This window comes from Stenotrophomonas sp. 86428_Sma (genome assembly GCF_056481585.1).
In genome coordinates, this window is the sequence record NZ_CM151156.1 from 3,614,296 (window position 1) to 3,631,253 (window position 16,958).

Below are 16,958 nucleotides of genomic sequence, written 5' to 3' on the forward strand. Positions count from 1 at the left end.
TCAGTATCAGCGCCCACCACGAGGGGCTCCGCCGTTGGCCGCCTCCTACGGCAGCGCGCGCGCCAGCATCGCCGTCAGCTCCACCCCCGCCGGCAGCGTCCCGAACGCCAGCCCGTGCTCCCCTTCCAGCCTGCTACGCACGAACGCCTCCGCCATCGGGCTGCGCGCACGCAGCAACAGCGCCGCCTGCAGCAGCAGCGCAGTGCGCTCGCAGAACAGCCGCGCCTGCGCTTCCTCCGGTGGCGGTGCCGCTGCCCAACGCTGCAATGCCGCTGCATAGCGCCCATCACGGTCAGCCACCGATGCCAGCTCACCGCGCAGCGCCGCCATCGCCTCCGGTTCGCGCGCCAGCGCACGCAGCACATCCAGGCACTGGATGTTGCCGCTGCCCTCCCAGATCGAATTCAACGGTGCCTGCCGGTACAGGCGCGGCAGCATCGACTCCTCCACGTAGCCCGCACCGCCCAGGCATTCCTGCGCTTCATTGACGAAGGCCGGCGCGCGCTTGCACAGCCAGTACTTGCCCAGCGCCGTCCCCAACCGCGCCATCGCGGCTTCATTGGCATCCACACCGGCGCGATCCACCGCGCGCGCGATCCGCATCGCCAACACCGTGGCCGCTTCCGACTCCAGCGCCAGATCAGCCAGCACGTTGGTCATCAGCGGGTGCTCGACCAGCAGCTTGCCGAAGGTACGTCGATGACGTGCGTGGTGCAGCGCCTGCGCCAGCGCCATGCGCATCTCCGCCGCTGCACCCAGCATGCAGTCCAGGCGGGTCATCATCACCATGCCGATGATGGTGGCCACGCCGCGCCCCTCTTCGCCCACGCGCCATGCCTGTGCGCCGCAGAACTCGACCTCACTGGAAGCGTTGGCCCAATCGCCGAGCTTGTCCTTCAGCCGCATCAACCGGAACGCATTGCGGTCACCATCGGCCAGCCGGCGCGGCATCAGCAGGCAGGTCAGGCCTCCCGGCGCCTGCGCCAGCACCAGGAAGCCATCGCACATCGGTGCGGAAAAGAACCACTTGTGGCCGACCAGACGGTAACGCTCGCCATCGATCGGTTCGGCGCGCGTACTGTTGGCACGGACATCCGAGCCGCCCTGCTTCTCGGTCATGCCCATGCCCAGGGTGATGCCGGCCTTGTCCGCCACCGGCACGTCGCGCGGGTCATAGACCGGCGCAGCGGCCTTGCGCGCCCACTCGGCCAGATGCGGCTGCGAATGCAGTACCGCCACTGCCGCATGGGTCATGGTCAACGGGCAGCTGGTGCCCGCCTCGGCCTGGTGATGCAGGTAGCTCAACACCGCACGTGCCACGTGCGCGCCAGGCTGCGGCTCATGCCAGGACAATCCAGCGACACCGTTCGATTTTGCCGTGTCCATCAACTGGTGATAGGCCGGATGGAACTCCACGGTGTCGATGCGATGGCCCTGTGCATCATGCGTGCGCAGCCGCGGACGATCACGGTTGGCATCGAAGCCCAGCCGGTACAGTTCATCACCGGCGAGTGCACCATAGACACCCAGTCGCGGCGCGAAGCTGGCGGCGCCTTCGCGCTGTACGGCCTCCATCAGCGCCACGTCGTCGGTCCACAACTGTCGCCCTGCGAACGGCGGCGGCTGGTTCAACACCACATGGGTTTCATACGGTGCGTTGCTGCTGAAGCTGGGTCCACTCATCCGGTCCATCCTGGCGGCAAGAGGTCTGCGGCCCGATTGTGCCGCATCGCCTGCCAAGCCCGTGTTCAGGCCGGTTCTCACCCTCTGCACGAGACGCAGGCCACAGTGACCGCATGGCAGGCAACGACGATCTGGTGGTGCTGCGCCCGGAGGGGCTGTACTGCGCCGCCGGCGATTTCCATATCGACCCGTGGCGACCGGTAGCGCGCGCGGTCATCACCCATGGCCACGGCGACCATGCCCGCCCGGGCATGGGGGAGTACCACTGCAGCGAAGGCAGCCTGCCGATCCTGCGCTGGCGCCTGGGTGACGTGCCGGTGCAGGCGCATGCCGAGGGTGTGCCGTTCCGCCTGGGGCAGGTGCAGGTATCGCTGCATCCGGCCGGCCACGTACTCGGTTCGTCACAGGTACGCATCGACGACGGGCAGCAGGTATGGGTAGCCTCCGGCGACTACAAGCGACAGCCTGATCCGACCTGCACACCGTTCGAAGTGGTGCCCTGCGATACCTTCATCACTGAAGCTACGTTCGCACTGCCGATCTACCGCTGGCCGGACACACCGGCGGTGGCTGCAGAGATCGTGGCGTGGCGCCGCGAATGCGAACAACGTGGCGAAGCCGCGATCCTACTGTGCTACGCATTGGGCAAGGCACAGCGGGTGCTGGCCGAGCTGCTGCCGCAGGATGATCGCCCGGCCTGGCTGCACGGCGCCATCGCCAATGGCGTCGCGGTGTACCGGCAGGCCGGCGTGCCGATGCTGGAGACGCTCGCCGTGGCCGAACAGGGCCGTCAGCCCGATGCCGCCGGCCAGCTGATCCTCGCACCACCCTCGGCCGCCGGCACACCGTGGACGCGCCGCTTCGGCCGCCACCAGCTGGGCTTCGCATCCGGCTGGATGCAGCTGCGCGGCAATCGGCGGCGCCGCAATGTCGATCGCGGTTTCGTCATTTCCGATCACGCCGATTGGCCAGCACTGCTGCAGACCATCGAACAGACAGGCGCGCAGCGGGTGATCGCTACCCATGGCAATACCGATGCGTTGATTCCGTTCCTGCGCGAACGCGGCGTGGCTGCCGAAGCCTTCCGCACCGATTTCGGGAGCGAGGAATGAAGGCCTTCGCTGCGCTCTACCAGCGCCTGGACCGCAGCACGGCTACGCTGGACAAGCGTGCAGCCCTGGTCGACTACTTCCGCCAGGCGCGCGCGCACGATGCGGCATGGGCGATGTACCTGCTCAGCGGTGGCAAGGTGGGCGGCGCACGCCGGAAGATCGCCGCCAGCGGCGAACTGCGCGGCTGGATTGCTGATGAATCCGGCTTCCCCCCTGGTTGGTGGAAGACAGCTATGCGCAGGTGGGTGACCTGGCCGAAACGCTGACCCTGCTGCTGGATGATCCATCGCAGCCAGCCGCCGACCACCCGTTGGCTGATTGGATCGAACAGCATCTGCTGGCCGTGGCCAACCAACCCGAGGCAGTACGCCGCGCTGCGGTCGTCGCCGGGTGGCGGCAGCTGTGCAGCAGCGAACGCCTGGTGTTCAACAAGCTGCTGACCGGCGCCCTGCGCGTTGGCGTTTCGCAGCGACTGGTACAGCAGGCACTGGCGGAATGGTCCGGCCTGGACATCGCACGCATCGCCCAGCGCATGCTCGGCGAGTGGGTCCCCTCGCCCGGGCTGCTGGCTCAACTGCTGTCACCGGACGAGCTGCCGTCCGACCGCCAGCAGCCCTACCCCTTCTTCCTCGCCTCCCCTCTGGAAGGCGATCCTGCCGAACGCCTCGGCGCGATCGACGACTGGCTGCTGGAATGGAAATGGGATGGCATACGCCTGCAGCTGCTGCGCCGGCGTGGCGAAGTCGCGCTGTGGTCCCGTGGCGAGGAACGACTGGATGGCCGCTTCCCCGAGATCGAGCACGCCGCGATGGCGTTGCCGGAGGGCTGCGTGCTGGACGGAGAGCTGCTGGCCTGGGACGAGACCGCCAACCTGCCGCGCGCATTCACCGCCCTGCAGACCCGCATCCAGCGTCGCAAGCCAGGAGCAGCGACTCTGCGCAACACGCCGGTACGCGTGCTCGCCTATGACCTGCTGGAGCACGATGGCGCGGATCTGCGTGAGCTGCCGTTGCAGGAACGGCGTACGCGGCTTGCCGCGGTCATCGGCGCATTGGACGATGTGCGGATCCAGCTGTCGCCCGACGTTGCCGCCGTCGACTGGGCGCAGGCGGCGGCGATGCGCGATGTGGCACGCGAACGTGGCGTGGAAGGGCTGATGCTGAAACGACGCGGCTCGCCCTACCTGGCTGGGCGACGCCGCGGTGACTGGTGGAAATGGAAGGTCGATCCGCTCACCATCGATGCGGTGCTCCTGTACGCACAGGCTGGCCATGGGCGGCGCAGCACGCTGTACACCGACTACACCTTCGGCGTCTGGGACGGCGACACGCTGGTGCCGGTGGCCAAGGCGTATTCGGGCTTGGACGACAAGGAGATCCTCGCGCTTGACCGCTGGATCCGCGCCAACACCCGCGAGCGTTTCGGGCCGGTGCGCAGCGTACGCGCCGAACAGGTGTTCGAGCTGGGTTTCGAAGCGGTCAACCGCAGCAGCCGGCACAAATCAGGGATCGCCGTGCGCTTTCCGCGCATCCTGCGCTGGCGCCACGACAAGCCTGCCAGCGAGGCCGATCAGCTGGCCAGCCTGCAGGCGCTGGCGCGATGACCCGCAGCCAGGCACTGCGCCGGCTGGAAGACTGGTTCGCGGCACGCGGCTGGCGCTCACTGCCCTTCCAGCGCGCGATGTGGCGCCACTACCTGGCCGGCGAATCCGGGTTGCTGCATACGCCCACGGGCAGCGGCAAGACACTGGCGATGTTCGGCGGGCCGTTGCTGCAGGCGCTTATCGATCCACCGCCCTCGCCCCGCCGCGCCAGTGCGGTGCGCCCATTGCAGGTGCTGTGGGTAACGCCCTTGCGCGCGTTGGCCAGTGATACCGCACGCGCGCTCCAGGCCGTCGTCGACGGCTTGGGACTGGGATGGCGTGTCGGCCTGCGCAGCGGTGACGCCAGCAACCGCGAGCGGCGCCAGGCCCGCGAAGGCCGCATCGACGTACTGGTAACCACGCCCGAATCACTGGCGCTGCTGCTGAGCTATCCGGATACGTTGCCGCGCATGCGCCAGCTGCGCTGCGTGGTGGTGGACGAATGGCATGAGCTGATGGGCAACAAGCGCGGTGTGCTGCTGCAGTTGAACCTGGCGGTGTTGCGCGAAGCTGCGCCTGCAGCGCAGCTGTGGGGGCTTTCGGCCACGCTGGGCAACCTGGATGAGGCGCGCGACGTGCTGCTGCCCGGACAGCCCGACGCGCCGATCGTGCAGGGCGTGCGCCCGCGCGCGATCAGCGTGCGCAGCCTGCTGCCGGAACCCGGCGAACGTTTTCCGTGGGCCGGGCATCTGGGCCTGGCGCAGCTGCCGCGGGTGCTGGACGCGTTGATGCGGGCACGCAGCAGCCTGTTGTTCACCAACACCCGTGCGCAGGCAGAACTGTGGCATCAGGCACTGGCCGCGGTCTGGCCGGAAGCCCCGGACACGCTTGCGCTGCACCACGGCTCGCTGGATCCAGCGCTGCGCCAGCAGGTCGAGGATGGCCTGCGCGCGGGCGCGCTGCGCTGCGTGGTTGCCACCTCCAGCCTCGACCTCGGCGTGGACTTCCCCGAGGTTGAGCAGGTACTGCAGCTGGGCAGCCCGAAGGGCGTGGCCCGCCTGCGCCAACGCGCGGGACGTGCGCGTCACCGCCCGGGTGCCAGCGGTTCCATCCTGTGCGTGCCCAGCCATGCACTGGAGCTGGCCGAATACGCCGCGGTGCGCCGTGCATTGGCCCAAGGCGTGGTCGAAGCGCGCAGGCCGCCGACGCTGTCGCTGGATGTGCTGGCCCAGCATGCGGTCAGCCGCGCCCTGGCCGGTGGCTTCGACAGCGATGCGCTGCTGGCGCAGGTACGGCGTACCCATGCCTTCGCATCTCTCGGCGACGACGCATGGCAGGCCGTGCTGACGTTCATCGTGCAGGGTGGCCAGGCCCTGGCCCAGTACCCCGATTTCCACAAGGTCGTGCGTGATGCCGACGGCTACTACCGCATGCACGATCGCCGCCAGGTACTGCGCCATCGGCTGTCGATCGGCACCATCAGCAGCGATGGCAGCGTGCGCGTGCAGTTCCTGCGCGGTGGTGGCCTGGGCGCCGTGGAGGAACAGTTCGCCAGCCGCCTGCGTCGCGGCGACCGTTTCCAGTTCGCCGGGCGCCTGCTGGAACTGGTGCAGCTGCGCGACATGACCGCCTTCGTGCGGCTGGCACGAGGGCGCGGTGATGGTGTGGTGCCGCGCTGGCAGGGAGGCCAGTTGCCACTGTCGATGCCGCTCGGCCGCGAGCTGGAGTGGGTACTGTCCGGCGCCGACGACAGTGCCGAATCACGCTGGTTGTCCCCCTTGCTGGCACTGCAGCAGCAGTTGTCGACGCTTCCCGGACCAGAGCATCTGCTGGTGGAAGAGGTGCGGCGCCGCGACGGCCAGTTCCTGTTCGTCTACCCTTTTGCCGGCCGTCACGTGCACGAGGCGCTGGCCGCCTTGCTGGCACTGCGCTGTACCCGCCGGCAGCGCAACAGCATCGGCTACGCGGTGAACGATCATGGCCTGGTGCTGGCACCGGCGCAGGCGATCGAACTGGATGCGGCGCAATGGCGAGCATTGTTCACCGCCGATCAGCTGCTGGACGATCTACGTGCCGCGGTGAACCTGGGCGAGCTGGCGCGCCGCCAGTTCCGTGGCATCGCACGCGTAGCGGGCCTGCTGGTCCCCAGCCTGCCCGGCGGTATGCCGCGATCGCTGCGCCAGCTGCAGGCCTCGGCAGGCCTGCTCTACGACGTACTGCGCGAGCATGACCCCGGCCACCTGCTATTGGCATTGGCCGAACGCGAAGTGCTGCACGACAGCCTGGATCTGCCGGGACTACAGCAGGTCCTGGCAAGGATCGGCATGCAGTCCCTCTCGGTGCAGCACCCGACATCACTCACGCCACTGGGCTTCCCGTTATGGGCCGAACGCCTGCGCGGGCAGTTCAGCAACGAGGACTGGCGCACCCGCGTGCAACGCGCGGCCCAGCAGCTGGAGCGCCGCCATGGCCGATGAACTGCCGCTGCTGCGCGCCGGCGAATCGCTGATTCTGCTTGGCGCGCGTGCGCTGTACTGGCCCGCGCGGCAGGCGCTGTTGATCGCCGACCTGCACCTGGGCAAAGCCGATGTATTCCGCCGCGCCGGCATCGCATTGCCCAGCGGCGGCACCGGCGAAGACCTGCAACGCCTGCAGGGGCTGCTGGACAGGCATGCCTGTCGCGAGCTGTGGATTCTGGGTGACATCCTGCATGGACCGGCGCATCGCGCTGCGTGGTACCAGCAATGGCTGGCATGGCGCGAACGCAATGCTTCGCTGGACGTGCATGTCCTGCGTGGCAATCACGACCGCCAGCTGCCGCATGCTCAGTTGCAGGTACAGATCCACGATGAAGTACGGCTGCAGCCGTTCCTGCTTCGCCATGAGCCGATGCCCGATGCAGAGCTGCATGTGATCGCCGGGCATCTGCATCCGCAGGTCGCCTTGCCGCCATTGCGACGGCGCTTCCCCGCGTTCTGGCTGCGTGAGCGGATGACGGTGCTGCCGGCCTTCTCCGCGTTCACTGCCGGCATCGTGCCCGTGCCCGCCCGCGGCGAGCAAAGGGTCGCCTGCGTGGAAAACGGCCTGGTGCAACTGCCGGTGGCTTGAATCAGGCCGGACGAATGCCCAGCTGCGGCATCAACTGGAAATCAGGCTTGTCACCCTCACGTCGTCGCGGCAACGCCTGGATCGCCGCCAGCATTTCCTGCGCGCAGGTGCGGATGCGCGCGTGGTGCTCCGCTGATGCATGACTGATCAGGCTGCCGACATGGAACTCGAACACGTCCTCCAGTACGTCGGGCTGGTCCTCGTGCAGCATCTGCAGCAATCCGCGCAGCTTGCAGATTTCCGATTCCAGCTCCTCGACCGCGAACAACATGGCGTCCTCCTCTTCAACAACAGGCGGCACGTCCGGGCCGCAACAGGCCGCAACGGCAGCGCCGCCCGGGCCACGCGCGATGTTGATCACGGAAAGGAAAACGGGCGACGCGCAATCGCGTGCAACCTACTTCTCGCATATCGGCGGTGAGGCAACCGTTAATTCAGGTGACGACGCGCTTCACGCATTGGCCGAAATCGCGTTGATTCGAGGCATTTCCGCTGCAGTGGCCAGTGCGTCGACGAACGCCGGATCCAGTGCAAGTGCACCGAACCAGCCGTGCTGGGTGCCACTGAGCACGCGCAGCATGTGGCCACGGCCACCGGGCAGGCGCCCCATCGGGCCCAGCAGCACGTCACGCGCCTTCGCCCAGGCGTCGCGGTCGGACTGGAACAGCGGCGTCAGCCAACGACTCCAGCGCTGGTACACCGCAACGTGTGCCCTGCGTTGCGCCTGGTAGGCCTGCAGCGCGACCGTGCTGCCGCCGTAGGTGCGCACCGCATCGCGCAGCGCCAGCGCGTCCAACAGCGCCATGTTCACGCCCTGCCCCAGCTGCGGGCTCATCGCATGCGCGGCATCACCGGCCAGCACCATGCGGCCGTGGTGCCAGCGCGTCATCACCGCATCACGGTAGACCGCGCGCGCCAACTGGCCGGCATCACGCAGATGGGCGAAGCGCGCACTGGCCTGCGGCCACAGTGCATGCAGTTCATCCAGCCAGGGCGTCATGCCATCGGCCTGCCAGCGTTCGAAGTCAGCGCGTGGCAGGCTCCAGAAGAAACTCAGGCGCGGCGTGTCATCACCGGGGCGCGTGCCGACCGGCAGCAGTCCGATCATCTTGCGCGCGGCCACGTAACGCTGCCGCAGCTCCTGCACGTGCGGCCAGTCCTCGGCCGGCAGCAGGCACCACAGCGCCCCCCACGGATACACGCGGTCCAGCCCGGCACCGCCGGCGATCGTGCCGCGCAGCGTCGACGCGGCGCCATCGGCGACCACTACCAGGTCGAACGGGCCATGCGTGCGCCCGTCGCTGTCGCGCAGACGGCCGTGTTCGGCATCCACCTCGGTAATGGTGGTACCGGCATGCAGCTGGCCCTCGCCTGCGCGCGCCTCGTCCAACAGCGAGAACAAGGCCCCGCGCTGCATGCCCAGGCCGTGCAGGCGCGCATCCAGTCCCTCGTAGCGCATGTCCATCACCGCGCGCTCGCACGGCGTGTCGCCATACAGGCGGTGCACCGGCGCGGCATGTGCGCGCACGGAATCAAGCAGGCCCATCTGCCACAGTACCTGCAGGCCGCTGGGCTGCAGCAGGAAACCGGCACCCACCGGCCCCGGCGTGGGCACGCGTTCGAAGATCTCCACCTCGTGGCCGTCACGGGTGAGCAGGATGGACACTGCCTGTCCAGCGGTGCCGTAGCCGATCACGGCGATGCGCAGTCGTTCCGTCATGGCCGCATTGTGCCCGAGGCGGGTGGATCGCGAGCGGGTCGCGGGCAATCCGCGCAAAAAAAACCCCGCCGAAGCGGGGTTTTCAACGCACTGTCGAGTGGATCACTCGGCCGGCGTGATGTTCGAAGCCTGGGCACCCTTCGGGCCCTGGGTCACGTCATAGGTGACACGCTGGCCTTCCTGCAGGCTGCGGAAGCCCTTGGAGTTGATGGCGGAGAAGTGCGCGAACACGTCGGCGCTGCCATCCTCCGGCGAGATGAAGCCAAATCCCTTGGCGTCGTTGAACCACTTGACGGTACCGTTCGGCATGGTGATGCGAGACCTTATGCAATGAATGGGTGGTGTACGCTGAACCCGCGCACAAGCTGAGTATGCAAAGCTTGCTCGGGGAAGACAATCACCCCCGTGCCAATTCGCCCACCAGTTCCGGAAGTCCGTTGCCGGCCGCCTGCACGTTGGCCAGCACTTCGGCCATCGTGATCTCCTCGCCATCACCACAGCCGGCAGCCCAGTTGGCGATGATCGCCAGGCAGGCGTAATCCAGCCCCAGCTCGCGTGCCAGCGCGGCTTCCGGCATGCCGGTCATGCCCACCAGATCGCAGCCGTCGCGGCGCATACGGGCGATTTCAGCGATGGTTTCCAGGCGCGGGCCCTGTGTTGCGCCGTAGCAGCCACCGTCATGGACCGTGACGCCGGTCACTTTGGCCGCAGCCAGGATCTTGCTGCGCAGCATTGGCGTGTACGGGTGGCCGAAATCAACGTGGACCACGTCGGTGCCTTCTTCCTCACAGATCGTGCTGATGCGGCCCCAGGTGTAGTCGATGATCTGGTCCGGGCAGGCCAGCACGCGCGGACCAAAGTGTTCGGTGATGCCCCCCACCGTGTTCAACGCCAGCACGCGCTGCGCGCCCAGCTGCTGCAGCGCGGCCAGGTTGGCGCGGTAGTTGATCTTGTGCGGCGGCAGCGAATGGCCTTCGCCATGCCGCGCCAGGAACGCCACGCGATGGCCGAGCAGCGTACCAACGCGCACCGGGCCCGACGGACGGCCGAAGCGGGTGTCGACCTCGTGGGTCTGCACGTCGTCAAGCTTGGCCAGGTTATAGACACCGGTACCGCCGATCACGGCCAGGGCGATCTGTTGCATTCGAAGCACTCCATGAAAAGACGAACGCCGGCACCCGAGGATGCCGGCGGCAGAAGAAGACGCGCCGCGGGCGGCTGCGCCGTTATTCCTTCATCGCGTAGATGGCCGGCACGCAGCGCAGGGTTTCGTTGACGTCCATGCCGAAGCCGAACACGTAACGGTCCGGCAGTTCGATGCCGGCGTAGTCGGCAGTCACGTCCGGCAGCGCGCGGTCGTGCTTCTTCACCGTCATCGCGGCGATGCGCACGTCGGTCGCGCCTTGTTCCAGGCACCAGGTGCGCACGCCCTGCAGGGTGTAACCCTCGTCGAGGATATCGTCGACCAGCAGCACGCGGCGACCGAACAGCGAGGTGGCCGGCTTGTGCTTCCAGACCAGGTCGCCGCCGGTGGTTTCACCGCGGTAACGGGTGGCGTGCAGGTAATCGAACTGCACGTCCTGGCCGCGCGCGCCCAGTTCCAGCGCCAGCTGGCCGGCGAACGGCAGCGCACCGTGCATGATGGACAGGAACAGCGGCACCTCGCCCTTGTAATCGCGCGCGATGGCGTCGGCGATACCAGCGATGGCCTTGTCGATGGTGGGGCGGTCGACCAGCAGGTCAGCCTGGGCCAGGGCCTGGGAAATGGTGAGGTTGGGCATCAGACGGTTCTTCCAAGGGTTTCAAGCAGACGGGATTGGGTGTCGCCATGGCGGGCATCGGCCAGCAGGCCGTCCCAGCCGAGCGCGCCGCGGCCCAGCAGGCCCAGCAGCGCAGCAGTATTGAGGGAGCGTCCCTGCACCGCGTGCAGGGCTTCATCGACCAGTTCCGGGTGGCAGACCAGCACCACGTCGCAGCCGGCATCCAGATGCGCGTGCACGCGCGCCGGCACGCCGCCGGCACTGTGCGAGGCAGCCATGCCGATGTCATCGGAGAACACCACGCCGCGGAACCCGAGCTCGCCGCGCAGGATGTCCTGGATCCAGCGCGGCGAATAGCCGGCCGGTTCCGGTGCCACCTGCGGATAGATCACGTGCGCCATCATCACCGCGTCGGCACCGGCGGCGATGCCGGCCTGGAACGGGACCAGATCCTGGGCGCGCAGCTCGTCCAGCGCGCGCGGGTCGATCGCGGTATCCACGTGGGTATCTTCCAGCACGGTGCCGTGGCCGGGGAAATGCTTGAGCGTGGCGGCCATGCCGACCGCATGCATGCCGCGCACGTAGGCGGCGGTGAACGCGGCCACCACCTGCGGATCTTCACTGAAGGCGCGGTTGCCGATGGCGCGGTTGCCACGGCCCAGATCGACCACCGGCGCGAAGCTCAGGTCCAGGCCGCTGGCGCGCACTTCGCTGGCCATCAGCCAAGCGTGCTGCTCGGCCAGGGCCAGCGCCTGCTGCGGGTCGGTGGCGTACATCGCCCCGATGTCCTGCAGTGGCGGCAACTCGCTGTAGCCCTCGCGGAAACGCTGCACGCGGCCACCTTCCTGGTCCACGCAGATCAGCTGCGGGCGCGGCGCGGCAGCGCGGATCGCCGCGCTCAGATCGGTCACCTGCTGGCGCGAGGCGAAGTTGCGCTTGAACAGCACCACTCCGGCCACGGCATCGTGCTGCAGCCAGTCACGTTCCTGGGCGGTCAGTTCGGTGCCGGCAACGCCGATCAGCAGCATGGTCGATCTCCACAACGCGCGCCCGCATGGCGCAGTGCCGCATTGTCGCAGAACCGGCCGACAGGCGCAGTGGTCAGAAAAAGGGGACGGAGGGGATTAAGCCGCAATCGACCCCTACGGGCTGGATACGTCTTAATTCCCTCCGTCCCCTTTTCGGATCCGGTCAGACCTTGCAGCCGTCCGGGCCGCAGGCCTCGTCGCCGTCAGCCGGGGCCGCAGGCGCGCCCTGCTCGGCGGCGATCTGGCGCAGGGCGTTGGCGAAGGCCTCGGGGGGCTGCGCCCCGGAAATGGCCCACTTCCCATCGATGACGAAGGTCGGCACCGAAGAAACGCCCAATGCATGAGCCTGCGCCAGCTTGGCTTCGACCTCGGCCAAGCCGCGGTCGGAGGCCAGCATCTGCGTGATTTCACCCGCGTCGAGGCCGCCTGCCGCGCCCGCCTTGATCAGCACCGAGGGGTCCGCCAGGTTCTGACCGTGCTCGAAGTGGGCGCGGAACAGTGCTTCGCCCACCGCATCCTGCACGCCGTGCTCGCCCGCCAGCCACAACACCCGGTGCGCCGGCAGCGTGGTCACCCGCACCTGGCCCTGGCTGAAGTCCATCGGCAGGCCCTCGGCCCGCGCGGTGGTCTGGGTCTGGCCGAGGATCTGTTCGGTACGCTCAACGCCGCCGAACTTGCGCACATAAGCCTCGCGCAGCGGCACCGGGGTGGCGTCAGCATCCGGGTCGAGCTGGAACGGCTGCCAGTGGATATCGAGTTCAGGCGCGTTGGCGCCCAGCAACTGCACGCCCTGCTGGAAACGATGCTTGCCGATCCAGCACCAGGGGCAGACCACGTCGGAGTAGATGTCGATTCTCATCCCCCCGACATGGGGCCCGCCCCCGCCGAAAAAAGGGGACGGAGGGGATTAAGTCGCTTTCCGCACAGGCGGGGTAAAGACGACTTAATCCCCTCCGTCCCCTTTTCAGGGTTTCACCACTGTGAATAGGGATGACTGGCGAGCGCGACGTTGTAGTAGCGGGCGTCGTCGGTGACTTCCGCGCCGGCCCAGTCCGGCAGCTCGATGGCCCGGTCGGCGCTGTCCAGTTCCACCTCGGCCACCACCAGGCCGGCGTTGTCGCCGAGGAACTCGTCCACTTCCCAGGTCAGGCCGGCGTGCTCGACCAGATGGCGGCGCTTGTCGATCAGGCCACCCACGCACAGCGCCAGCAGCGCGCGCGCGTCCTCCACCGGAATCGGGTAATCGAATTCCTGCCGGGTGTGGCCGATGGTGCGCGACTTCAGGTTCAGCGCAGCATGGTCGCCCTCGATACGCACGCGCACCGAGGCGTTCTGGGTACCGCGATCCAGCGCGCCCATGTCGTTGATGTAGCCCTGCGCCATGGGGATCACCCGGTGCGCAGCGGATCGCCAGCCATCGTTGATGACCAGGAATTTGCGTTCGATTTCAATGCCCATGGCGCGATTATGCGCCATGGGTGATGACAGCCGCTCAGCGCTTCTCGAACACCGCGATGCTTTCCACGTGCGCGGTGTGCGGGAACATGTCCATGGCACCGGCGCTGACCAGGGTGAAGCCCTGTTCGTTGACCAGATAGCCGGCATCGCGCGCCAGCGAGCCCGGGTGGCAGCTGACGTAGACAATGCGCTTGAACTGCTTCAGCGGCAGCTGCTGCAGCACTTCGATCGCACCCGAGCGCGGCGGGTCCAGCAGCAGCTTGTCGAAGCCCTGGCGCATCCACGGCGTGCTGCGCTGGTCCTGGGTCAGGTCGGCGCTGAAGAACTGGGCGTTGGCCAGGCCGTTGCGCACGGCATTCTCACGGGCACGCGCGACCAGGCCGGCATCGCCCTCCACACCCACCACCTCGCGCACGCGGCGCGCCAGCGGCAGGGTGAAGTTGCCCAGGCCGCAGAACAGGTCAAGCACGCGTTCGTCCTCGCCCGGCTCAAGCAGGTCCAGGGCGTGGGCGATCATCTTTTCGTTGAGCTTGGCGTTGACCTGGATGAAGTCCAGCGGGCGGAACGCCAGTTCCACGTCCCACGGCGCCAGCCGGAACGACAGCGGCACGCCCTGCCCGTCCAGCGGCTGCACGGTATCCACGCCACCGGACTGCAGGTAGATCACGAAGCCATGCTGCTGGCCGAAGGCGGCCCAGGCCACGCGGTCGGCATCGCTGAGCGGCTGCAGGTGACGCACGGTCAGGACCACGGCCTGGTCGCCGGCAATGAATTCGATCTGCGGGATATCGCGCTTGCCATCGAGCGATTCGATGAAGCTGGAAAGCGCCTCGACCTTGGTGCCGATTTCCGGGATCACGGTCAGGCACTGGCTGAGGTCGGCGACGAATCGCGGATCCTGTTCACGGAAGCCGACCAGGGTCTTGTCCTTCTTTTCGACCCGGCGCACCGAGAAGCGGCCCTTGCGCCGGTAGCCCCAGCTCTCGCCGACCAGCGGCGCCAGCACGGTGCCCGGCTTCACGTGGCCGATGCGCTCCAGGTTGTCCATCAGCACGCGCTGCTTGGCGACAATCTGCTGGTCTTCGTCCAGGTGCTGCAGCACGCAGCCGGCGCAGGTGCCGAAGTGCGGGCACTTCGGGGTGACGCGCTGCGGCGAGGCCTGCAGCACTTCCACCGTACGCGCTTCGTCGAAATGGCGGCTGCGGGCGGTCTGTTCGGCCATGACCACCTCACCCGGCAGGGCGCCGCTGACGAAGGTGACCTTGCCGCCCTCGCCTTCACGGCGGGCGACACCGCGACCATCATGGCTGAGGTCGAGGATCTCGGTCTGGAACGGGGTACGGTCGATGCGGGAGCGGGATCGGGCCACGTGGCAACAGGCTGCGGGCAAAAATGGGGGCGTATTGTCGCAGATCCTGACCGGCAGGGTCCGGACCCGCTTGCGCCCGCCGCCGCTGTGCTTGATGATTGCAACAGCTGACATGGAGGCAGCCCTGATGCAGATGACCCCGCGGGCCAGCCGGCCCCGCTTCCTGCTTGTCGAGGACGACATCATCAGCCGCGGTTTTTTCAAGGCGGCGTTGGAAACGTTACCGGCGGACGTGGACACCGCAGACTCATTGGCCAGTGCCCTGGCCAGCGCCGAGCCCGGCGCGCATGACCTGTGGCTGATCGACGTCAACCTGCCTGACGGCAACGGCGCGCAGCTGCTGCGCGAACTGCGACGTTCACATCCCGACACCCCGGCGTTGGCGCATACCGCCGACGGTGATACCTCGATCCATGCGCGCCTGCGCGAGGCCGGTTTCAGCGACACGCTGGTCAAGCCGCTGGGCCGCGACCAGCTGCTGAAGGCGGTGCGCCGCGCCCTGGTCAACAGTCCGGCCGGGATCGTCATGGCCCAGGCGCCGGCCGCGGTCGAGCTGCAGGTACAGGACTGGGACGAGACTGCGGCACTGGCCGCGCTTAATGGCCAGCGCAACCACCTGATCGCGCTGCGCGAGCTGTTCCTGGCCGAGCTGCCAGGCGTACGCGATGCGGTCGAGCAGGCGGTGGACCAGCATGACGAGCGCCAGCTGCGCAGCCAGTTGCATCGGCTTCAGGCGAGCTGTGGCTTCGTGGGCGCGGCGCGGTTGGGCCGGGCGGTGCGCCAGTTGCATCATGCGCCGGAGTCCGGGCAGGCCCAGGCGGGGTTCCGCGACGCGGTGGCGGCCCTGCTGCATTGAGGGTTGGTCGGCAGGGCTGCGCCCTGCACCTGCTGAAGCCTTCAGGCAGTGGCAACGTCAAAGGCCAAAGCAGCATTCCGTGAGATGGCGGGGCACTGTGGGTTTGCGGGGACGGCGCAAGTACGTCCATGTAGCCTTGGTCGCCGCATCCATGCGGCTCACACCCCGCAAACCCACAGTGCCCCGCCTTCGACAGTTGGCCTGTGGCCAGTAGATCCACGCCCTGCGCGGATGAATCTCAATCGGAATCAAATATTTCGAATTGAAATCGAAACGCATCCACGCAGGGCGTGGCTCTACTGTGTCGACCAAGGTCGACACCCACCAGAGCAGAGTGCCATTCCGACAGCTCGCGAGAAACTGTCCAAGGCGAGGTGGGTCCGGTTGCGGGAGTGTCCGCGGCATGGATGCCGCGGCCAAGCCCCCATGGACGGGTTTACGGCGCCCCCCCCCCCGCAACCGGACCCACCCCGCCATCCCACGGAATGCATGCTGTTGTTGCTGTTGCTTTGGCCTCGGCAGGTGCAGGGCTGCAAGCCCTGCCGAACACCCCCTACCTGCGAGGCGCGAGCTGCTCGAGCATTTCCCAGGACTTCAGGCCGCGTGGCCCGAGGTGATGGGCCAGCACCCGCCGCATCGGCAGGCGCAGGCTGGCCAGGTCGGCGGCATCGGGCTCTTCATCGGCGGCCAGCGCCAGCAGCGCAGAACCCGTCGCGGCCGCCCGGCGTTCCCCACCGCGCTCACTGAGCAGGCGCTGCGCGCCTTCCTGTGGGTCCAGTTCGTAGCGCGCGGCCGGGTCGATCGGCTGGCCGTCGCTGGCGCTGTCCAGATCGAAACCCAGGCCCAGCGCAGACAGCAGCTCGCGCTCAAACCGGCGCAGGGTCCAGGCCAGGCCGGCGCCCACGGCCAGCCGCGCGCGTGCCTCGCCGTAGGCCAGGTACAACTCCGGCAGCGGGTCCTGGCGCGGGGCCAGGCGCAGGGTCAATTCACTCAGATAGAAGCCGGCCAGCATCGCCTGGCCGACCAGGCGCGGGGCAGCATCCAGTGCCTCGGCACCCCGCAGCTGGGCCAATTCGCCCCGCTGCTGGGCACTGAAGCGGATCCACTGCAGCGGCTGCAGGGCCGCGCGCAGCACCTGTCCCTTGGCGGTGGATACGCCACGCGCGAGCAGGCCGATCCGGCCATGCTGCGCGCTCAGCACTTCGACCAGCAGGCTGGTCTCGCGATAGGCCCGTGCATGCAGCACGAAGCCGGTGTCGTCCTCGATCATCATCGAAGCGAC

The 16,958-nt window shown here is 67.9% G+C and carries 15 protein-coding genes and 1 pseudogene; 5 read left to right on the forward strand and 11 right to left on the reverse strand.

The features are described from left to right. Positions 1-45: 45 nt before the first annotated feature. Positions 46-1,683, reverse strand: a complete 1,638-nt coding sequence (locus ACZK3J_RS16700; RefSeq protein ID WP_478476082.1) for an acyl-CoA dehydrogenase family protein — start codon at positions 1,681-1,683, stop codon at positions 46-48. Between the two features lie 113 nt (positions 1,684-1,796). On the opposite strand from ACZK3J_RS16700, the gene ACZK3J_RS16705 reads away from it, so the two are divergent. The 4 genes and pseudogenes from ACZK3J_RS16705 (at position 1,797) to pdeM (ending at position 7,485) form a co-directional block, all read left to right on the forward strand. After that, the gene (locus tag ACZK3J_RS16705; RefSeq protein WP_049461635.1) at positions 1,797-2,795 is read left to right on the forward strand and encodes a ligase-associated DNA damage response exonuclease; all 999 of its coding nucleotides are present in this window, start codon (positions 1,797-1,799) and stop codon (positions 2,793-2,795) included. Next, a pseudogene (locus ACZK3J_RS16710) lies at positions 2,792-4,398 on the forward strand (ATP-dependent DNA ligase). The gene ACZK3J_RS16705 and the pseudogene ACZK3J_RS16710 overlap by 4 nt, the downstream one beginning before the upstream one ends. After that, positions 4,395-6,854 (forward strand): ligase-associated DNA damage response DEXH box helicase, encoded by a 2,460-nt coding sequence (locus ACZK3J_RS16715; RefSeq protein WP_478476083.1) that lies wholly within the window; start codon positions 4,395-4,397, stop codon positions 6,852-6,854. Before ACZK3J_RS16710 ends, ACZK3J_RS16715 begins: the two are co-directional and overlap by 4 nt. Further along, complete coding sequence (pdeM, locus tag ACZK3J_RS16720) at positions 6,844-7,485, forward strand: ligase-associated DNA damage response endonuclease PdeM (RefSeq protein ID WP_032129346.1); 642 nt, start codon at positions 6,844-6,846, stop codon at positions 7,483-7,485. The genes ACZK3J_RS16715 and pdeM overlap by 11 nt, the downstream gene beginning before the upstream one ends. Before the next feature lies 1 nt (position 7,486). On the opposite strand, the gene ACZK3J_RS16725 is transcribed toward pdeM, so the two are convergent. The 9 genes from ACZK3J_RS16725 to rlmD form a co-directional block, all read right to left on the reverse strand. Next, entirely contained in the window at positions 7,487-7,756 is a 270-nt protein-coding gene (locus ACZK3J_RS16725; RefSeq protein ID WP_478476084.1) for a hypothetical protein, read from the reverse strand. A 180-nt stretch (positions 7,757-7,936) separates the two neighbouring features. Continuing rightward, positions 7,937-9,205: an FAD-dependent oxidoreductase gene (locus ACZK3J_RS16730; RefSeq protein ID WP_032129344.1), complete on the reverse strand. Its 1,269-nt coding sequence runs from the start codon at positions 9,203-9,205 to the stop codon at positions 7,937-7,939. Positions 9,206-9,307: 102 nt separating this feature from the next. Continuing rightward, a complete protein-coding gene (locus ACZK3J_RS16735) occupies positions 9,308-9,514 on the reverse strand; it encodes a cold-shock protein (protein ID WP_005410590.1) in 207 nt (68 codons plus the stop codon). Positions 9,515-9,602: 88 nt separating this feature from the next. Next, positions 9,603-10,349 (reverse strand): S-methyl-5'-thioinosine phosphorylase, encoded by a 747-nt coding sequence (locus ACZK3J_RS16740; RefSeq protein WP_010482830.1) that lies wholly within the window; start codon positions 10,347-10,349, stop codon positions 9,603-9,605. Positions 10,350-10,431: 82 nt separating this feature from the next. After that, positions 10,432-10,986 carry a hypoxanthine-guanine phosphoribosyltransferase gene (locus tag ACZK3J_RS16745; RefSeq protein ID WP_005410592.1) on the reverse strand — a complete coding sequence of 185 codons (555 nt, stop codon included), beginning with the start codon at positions 10,984-10,986 and terminating at the stop codon, positions 10,432-10,434. Beyond that, a complete protein-coding gene (gene nagZ, locus ACZK3J_RS16750) occupies positions 10,986-11,993 on the reverse strand; it encodes a beta-N-acetylhexosaminidase (RefSeq protein WP_032129343.1) in 1,008 nt (335 codons plus the stop codon). The genes ACZK3J_RS16745 and nagZ overlap by 1 nt, the downstream gene beginning before the upstream one ends. 163 nt (positions 11,994-12,156) lie before the next feature. Beyond that, positions 12,157-12,852 carry a DsbA family oxidoreductase gene (locus ACZK3J_RS16755; RefSeq protein WP_049398295.1) on the reverse strand — a complete coding sequence of 232 codons (696 nt, stop codon included), beginning with the start codon at positions 12,850-12,852 and terminating at the stop codon, positions 12,157-12,159. Positions 12,853-12,965: 113 nt separating this feature from the next. Further along, positions 12,966-13,451 carry a CYTH domain-containing protein gene (locus tag ACZK3J_RS16760; protein WP_049461630.1) on the reverse strand — a complete coding sequence of 162 codons (486 nt, stop codon included), beginning with the start codon at positions 13,449-13,451 and terminating at the stop codon, positions 12,966-12,968. 34 nt (positions 13,452-13,485) lie between these two features. Beyond that, entirely contained in the window at positions 13,486-14,820 is a 1,335-nt protein-coding gene (gene rlmD, locus ACZK3J_RS16765) for a 23S rRNA (uracil(1939)-C(5))-methyltransferase RlmD (RefSeq protein WP_414578205.1), read from the reverse strand. A 127-nt stretch (positions 14,821-14,947) separates the two neighbouring features. Here rlmD and ACZK3J_RS16770 point away from each other — a divergent pair, with 127 nt between their 5' ends. Beyond that, complete coding sequence (locus ACZK3J_RS16770) at positions 14,948-15,676, forward strand: response regulator (protein WP_032129364.1); 729 nt, start codon at positions 14,948-14,950, stop codon at positions 15,674-15,676. 553 nt (positions 15,677-16,229) lie between these two features. On the opposite strand, the gene recO is transcribed toward ACZK3J_RS16770, so the two are convergent. Next, positions 16,230-16,949 (reverse strand): DNA repair protein RecO, encoded by a 720-nt coding sequence (gene recO / locus ACZK3J_RS16775; RefSeq protein ID WP_032129846.1) that lies wholly within the window; start codon positions 16,947-16,949, stop codon positions 16,230-16,232. Between the last annotated feature and the right edge of the window lie 9 nt (positions 16,950-16,958).

Coding starts and splice junctions, on each gene's coding strand:
- ACZK3J_RS16700 (WP_478476082.1), bottom strand. CDS start 1,683: ATGAGTGGACCCAGCTTCAGCAGCAACGCACCGTATGAAACCCATGTG.
- ACZK3J_RS16705 (WP_049461635.1), top strand. CDS start 1,797: ATGGCAGGCAACGACGATCTGGTGGTGCTGCGCCCGGAGGGGCTGTAC.
- ACZK3J_RS16715 (WP_478476083.1), top strand. CDS start 4,395: ATGACCCGCAGCCAGGCACTGCGCCGGCTGGAAGACTGGTTCGCGGCA.
- pdeM (WP_032129346.1), top strand. CDS start 6,844: ATGGCCGATGAACTGCCGCTGCTGCGCGCCGGCGAATCGCTGATTCTG.
- ACZK3J_RS16725 (WP_478476084.1), bottom strand. CDS start 7,756: ATGTTGTTCGCGGTCGAGGAGCTGGAATCGGAAATCTGCAAGCTGCGC.
- ACZK3J_RS16730 (WP_032129344.1), bottom strand. CDS start 9,205: ATGACGGAACGACTGCGCATCGCCGTGATCGGCTACGGCACCGCTGGA.
- ACZK3J_RS16735 (WP_005410590.1), bottom strand. CDS start 9,514: ATGCCGAACGGTACCGTCAAGTGGTTCAACGACGCCAAGGGATTTGGC.
- ACZK3J_RS16740 (WP_010482830.1), bottom strand. CDS start 10,349: ATGCAACAGATCGCCCTGGCCGTGATCGGCGGTACCGGTGTCTATAAC.
- ACZK3J_RS16745 (WP_005410592.1), bottom strand. CDS start 10,986: ATGCCCAACCTCACCATTTCCCAGGCCCTGGCCCAGGCTGACCTGCTG.
- nagZ (WP_032129343.1), bottom strand. CDS start 11,993: ATGCTGCTGATCGGCGTTGCCGGCACCGAACTGACCGCCCAGGAACGT.
- ACZK3J_RS16755 (WP_049398295.1), bottom strand. CDS start 12,852: ATGAGAATCGACATCTACTCCGACGTGGTCTGCCCCTGGTGCTGGATC.
- ACZK3J_RS16760 (WP_049461630.1), bottom strand. CDS start 13,451: ATGGGCATTGAAATCGAACGCAAATTCCTGGTCATCAACGATGGCTGG.
- ACZK3J_RS16770 (WP_032129364.1), top strand. CDS start 14,948: ATGCAGATGACCCCGCGGGCCAGCCGGCCCCGCTTCCTGCTTGTCGAG.
- recO (WP_032129846.1), bottom strand. CDS start 16,949: ATGATGATCGAGGACGACACCGGCTTCGTGCTGCATGCACGGGCCTAT.